The 4385-nt window shown below is 33.0% G+C and carries 7 protein-coding genes; 2 read left to right on the forward strand and 5 right to left on the reverse strand.

The window, feature by feature from the left end:
* Positions 1-83: 83 nt before the first annotated feature.
* The 4 genes from HNP38_RS17865 to HNP38_RS17880 all read right to left on the reverse strand — a co-directional run bounded on the left by HNP38_RS17865 (position 84) and on the right by HNP38_RS17880 (position 2568).
* Positions 84-707, reverse strand: a complete 624-nt coding sequence (locus HNP38_RS17865) for a replication/maintenance protein RepL (RefSeq protein WP_184192137.1) — start codon at positions 705-707, stop codon at positions 84-86.
* Between the two features lie 206 nt (positions 708-913).
* Complete coding sequence (locus HNP38_RS17870; protein WP_184192139.1) at positions 914-1441, reverse strand: hypothetical protein; 528 nt, start codon at positions 1439-1441, stop codon at positions 914-916.
* A 13-nt stretch (positions 1442-1454) separates the two neighbouring features.
* Positions 1455-2264 carry a relaxase/mobilization nuclease domain-containing protein gene (locus tag HNP38_RS17875; RefSeq protein ID WP_184192141.1) on the reverse strand — a complete coding sequence of 270 codons (810 nt, stop codon included), beginning with the start codon at positions 2262-2264 and terminating at the stop codon, positions 1455-1457.
* Positions 2254-2568 (reverse strand): plasmid mobilization protein, encoded by a 315-nt coding sequence (locus tag HNP38_RS17880; RefSeq protein ID WP_184192143.1) that lies wholly within the window; start codon positions 2566-2568, stop codon positions 2254-2256. The genes HNP38_RS17875 and HNP38_RS17880 overlap by 11 nt, the downstream gene beginning before the upstream one ends.
* A 476-nt stretch (positions 2569-3044) precedes the next feature.
* Between HNP38_RS17880 and HNP38_RS17885 the strand changes: the two genes are divergently transcribed.
* Positions 3045-3242: a hypothetical protein gene (locus HNP38_RS17885; protein ID WP_184192145.1), complete on the forward strand. Its 198-nt coding sequence runs from the start codon at positions 3045-3047 to the stop codon at positions 3240-3242.
* 70 nt (positions 3243-3312) lie between these two features.
* Positions 3313-4113, forward strand: coding sequence for a GLPGLI family protein (locus HNP38_RS17890; RefSeq protein ID WP_184192146.1), 801 nt, complete (start codon positions 3313-3315; stop codon positions 4111-4113).
* Positions 4114-4161: 48 nt separating this feature from the next.
* On the opposite strand, the gene HNP38_RS17895 is transcribed toward HNP38_RS17890, so the two are convergent.
* The coding region (locus tag HNP38_RS17895; RefSeq protein WP_228461097.1) for a hypothetical protein at positions 4162-4385 on the reverse strand (224 nt) is incomplete at its 5' end.

Raw genomic sequence — 4385 nt, forward strand, 5'->3', positions numbered from 1 at the left:
GAGACGTTTTTTTTCTCCATCATAAAATGTCATGCTAAAATCATTCTTTTTTCCTTTCATAATTTCGAGAGATAAAAAAACAATTAAAAGGCATTGATTGGGTCAATGTCGGGAAGTTTATAAGGTTCTTCAGGATTATCAAAATTTAAAGAGCTTTGGTTCTGCGGAACAGCATCCTTTTTTTTCTTTACATAGGTTTTAGCAAAAGTTATTCGATCTCCATTAAAGAAAACCATAGGATTTATAAAATACATTATATCATTTTTACCTCTTGCAATGATTTCATTTTCTATAAGATCAGCTAATCCAATATAAATAGACTTTTCAGATTTATAACCTGTATAGTTTAAGCATTCTTCTCTATCAAAGTAAAAGTAATCTTTATCTTTAAAAAGATTATTCATAATATATCCAAACACTTTTATTCCTTGACTTTTCAAATCAAAAAATGCGGAAAATTGAGATAAATATAATTTTGCAAATCTTTCTTCATCTACTTCGATTTGCTTTACAAATTGTGTATGTCCTACAATATTATTATCGTTGTCAACCGCTCTAAGTATAGCTTTCTGTGATGTTGTTCCTGCTGTCCTGTATTTTTTTACAACATGATTGTTTACCTGTTCTACTGCTTGTTTAAGAAATGGATTTTCCTTATTTTTTTCAAAACTTAGTAGAGTATTTTTACTTTTATTTTTATTTTCCATTGTAAATTAGCCCTGATAAAATTACAATACAAAAGTAATCAAATTACATTAATATTGTAAAAAAATAGAAAAAAAATTACAATACTATTGTACACCTATTACAATATCATTGTACACCTATTACAATCACTCTCCTTTATTCATCGTATTTTATAATATATTACTTCTTAGTTCTTCTAATGAGAGCTTTTTAGCCTCTCATTAGCCTATTTTTTAGCTTGTCTCCACTCAACAAATTTATCTTTGGTTTTGGGGTTTTTCCTGAAGAACTGATCCATGTCTTTGAAGAGCTGGTGATCTTGTGCGGGAATGATAGAATTTTCTTTCAGGAGTTCTGCTCGGTACTGCTCCAGTATTTCGGCTCTTGTGGTAAATGCTTTTGAATAGGCGAGATAAAGAGAAATAAAACCGATAATAACAAATGCGAGAGAAGACAGCCACCCATAAAGGCTTAAATTTGGCACTTTTAAGCCCGAATTAAGCCGTTTAATGTTTTCTTCGGCCTTTGTCTCGTAAAAAGAATTTAACGCGCTTAATTCGGGCTTTATGAAAGTCGTTTTTAAACTATCTATTTTTTTGTCGAGTTCCTGAAGAGCGTTTTTTTCGTTCTGCAACTTGGAAACAATTTGTTCCAGCTCGTTCGCAATCTTCTGTTCTTTGAGAACGGAATTGTTTATTTTTTCGGCACTCTGCGCAATGATCTGTGCGAGCTGTCGGTTGGTATAGTCTGCCATTTCTTACTTGTTTTTATCTTGAAAATCCCCTGTCAATGGTATTTATAATAATTTTTTCATGAATTTTTTTAGCGATCTCGAGATAAGGAGCTGAGAGGTTCGGGATCTGCACCCTATTTTGGAGCAGATCTTTTATCCCTGCGTTCTTTCCGATATCGGAAGCCTTGAAACAAAGCCCACTATGTGGGTGCAGAAACTTAAAACCCTGCATTTCCCCTTGTTTGTTGATGGCGGGGATAACTTCCACTCCCCTGCCTTTCATCAATTCCGAATACTGCGAAAAATCGTGAGCTTTAGACTTGGCAAAGTCGTGCGCCTGTTTGATTTCCTCTTTCACTGGTGATATCGTGACCTCGTTAATTTTCTTCCAGTCTTTAGCCGTTAAAAGTCCTTTTTCCTGAGCAATCTTTTCGGAAATGTCTTGGCTTCGTTTGCTTATAAAACTGTCAGAAACGGCTTTTCCCTGCTCGTCTATGCGGTTGGCAATAACATGAATGTGTGTTTGCCCTGTGCTCTGATGGACGGTCGCCAAATACTGATTCTCGGAAAGTCCTAAGCCTTTGAGGTGGGTTCTGGTGATCTCCCGAAGCTCTGCTTTTGAGAACTCCTTTTCCGAACTTGGAGAAATAACGATGGAAATGGTGTTTTTTTGGCACTTCTCGTTGGCTTCCTGCATGAGTCTGAATTCCTGAAGTATTTCGTTAGGATCGCTCGAAATGATGCCGTTTCGGTCTAATTCCATAGCATCCCCGAGTACTTTATCGGATTGGATGTACTCAATGCTCTTGGCACTTCCCCTGATTGATTTTGCCTTACTGACCATTTCTCAAAATTTCCAATTGTTTTTTTATCTCTCGGATTACTTCAGTTACTTCAGCTGAGATATCGGAGTTGTTCCGGACTAATGTTCCAATCCTTGCAAAGTGGCTGTGGTAGGTGGCTAAATGCTTGTAGGCGGTTTTTTGTTCCTCAGTTAATAGCTTCAGCTCTTTACCCAGAGAACAGAGAACCATGTAACTGCTCATGCTCATTCCTGTTTCTTTGGCTCGGGATTCAATGAGCATTCGCTCCATCGGGGTCATCCGAACAGAAACTGCATGACTTTTTTTATCCTTGAAATCTTCCATTCTATTTTTTTGCTATATTTACTTTTTTGAAATTGTTCCAGTTCCAAACTGAAATAATTTTTTCATAAAAATGAATTTTTTAAAATTAAACTTAGCCTTTCCTCAGGAAGGCTATTTTTATGTTTTTTCCGACTATAAATCTCTAAATAAAACGCTCTTTTTTTCTCTTTCGACCATCGGGAGAAAGCAAGAGGCGATGTAGGCATGAGGTGGGAAAAATCGTAGCGAAGCGGAGGTTTTTGACGCCGAAATGCGCTACAATCGCACCTCTTGACCTTTCTACACATACAAATATACATTGTTTTTGGATTTCTCGAAAAATTTACTATCTTTACACCACAAAAAACAAGACTGGGGACATGATAATTTAAACTAACTTTAAATTTCATTTCCCCTTTTTAACATAATAAAATTCCCTGTATGGTGATAGAAATAATTTTATATATTTGCTCTCTAATCTTAAAATTATTACAACTATGAAAAAATTATTTATTGTGGGAGCTGTCGCTATCGGAACTATTGCAAGTGCTTTTCCTTTTAGAACTTCATGCGGAAAGGTTTATAACATTACGGGGACTAGTGGTATGTCATTATCTGCAATTGCAGAATTTTGTAATGATGTAAATTTTATAGCTTGTGGAGAAAACACTAATGTTATTCTTTATACTCATTAATAGAATATTTAATATTTAAAAATGCTGTTTCTAATCTTAGAAACAGCATTTTTAATAAATAATAAATAAAATGAAAATAGTAATATTTCTAAGCACAATTTTTCCACTCTTCTTATTTTCTCAAAAATCATTTCCTGTTGAGTATGAAGCAGATTATAAATTAGTTTATAAATTAAAAAATACTCAGTATGCACCACAAAATGAAACTACTTTTGCTCTTCTAATAAATAAATCATCTTCATATTTTAAGAATATAAATAAGTATATAGGAGATTCGTTAATATTAGAAAAGAAATTAAAAGAAACAGGTAATACCGTAAAAGATTTAGCAAATTATGGTAAATATAGAACACAATTTCCCGAAGGTATTGGAACTACAAATGCAAAAATCTATTATAGTACTGAGATAGAGGGAAAGGCTTTTGATTATGAGGAAGAAAATAATATTAAATGGAAAGTTGTTAATGAATACAAAACTATTTTAGGATTTAAATCTCAAAAAGCAATTACCAAAAAATATGGGAGAACTTGGATAGCTTGGTTTACAGAGGAAATTCCTTTTCCTTTTGGACCTTATAAATTTAACGATCTTCCAGGATTGATAGTAGAAGTCTATGATGATAAAGATGACTATCACTACACAATGTATAGTTTTAGAAAGAGAAAATATGTATGTGCATCTGCTAATATCTTTAAAAATTCCAAAACAGTTTCAAAAGAAAAAATTTTTGACTACCAAAGGAATAAGTATCAGAAGTATTTAAATAGGTTCGATAATTTTATAGAAAATAAAGAGGAATTAGAAGAGCTTAAAAAAAGATCCATGCAGGCTTCAAAAGAGTATAATCCTATAGAATTAAGTATTAACTAACTTTAATAAATATTATTTATCTCTAAAACTCCTGTAGGAACAGGAGTTTTATTTTTTAACAATTCTATCAATCTTCTCTCTTGTTCTCCGATCATACACCATTGCGTGTGTCCAATCAATTTTTTTTGAGTTTACCCAACTGATCATTTTATCTGTGTCATGGACATATTCCATAAAGAGACGTTTTTTTTCTCCATCATAAAATGTCATGCTAAAATCATTCTTTTTTCCTTTCATAATTTCGAGAGATAAAAAAACAATTAAAAGGCATT

It is taken from the genome of Chryseobacterium defluvii (assembly GCF_014204415.1).
Taxonomy (GTDB): Bacteria; Bacteroidota; Bacteroidia; order Flavobacteriales; family Weeksellaceae; genus Chryseobacterium; species Chryseobacterium defluvii_A.

What these genes read in the sequence shown, in the direction of transcription:
- HNP38_RS17865 (WP_184192137.1), bottom strand. Translation starts at nt 707, where the DNA reads ATGGAAAATAAAAATAAAAGTAAAAATACTCTACTAAGTTTTGAAAAA.
- HNP38_RS17870 (WP_184192139.1), bottom strand. Translation starts at nt 1,441, where the DNA reads ATGGCAGACTATACCAACCGACAGCTCGCACAGATCATTGCGCAGAGT.
- HNP38_RS17875 (WP_184192141.1), bottom strand. Translation starts at nt 2,264, where the DNA reads ATGGTCAGTAAGGCAAAATCAATCAGGGGAAGTGCCAAGAGCATTGAG.
- HNP38_RS17880 (WP_184192143.1), bottom strand. Translation starts at nt 2,568, where the DNA reads ATGGAAGATTTCAAGGATAAAAAAAGTCATGCAGTTTCTGTTCGGATG.
- HNP38_RS17885 (WP_184192145.1), top strand. Translation starts at nt 3,045, where the DNA reads ATGAAAAAATTATTTATTGTGGGAGCTGTCGCTATCGGAACTATTGCA.
- HNP38_RS17890 (WP_184192146.1), top strand. Translation starts at nt 3,313, where the DNA reads ATGAAAATAGTAATATTTCTAAGCACAATTTTTCCACTCTTCTTATTT.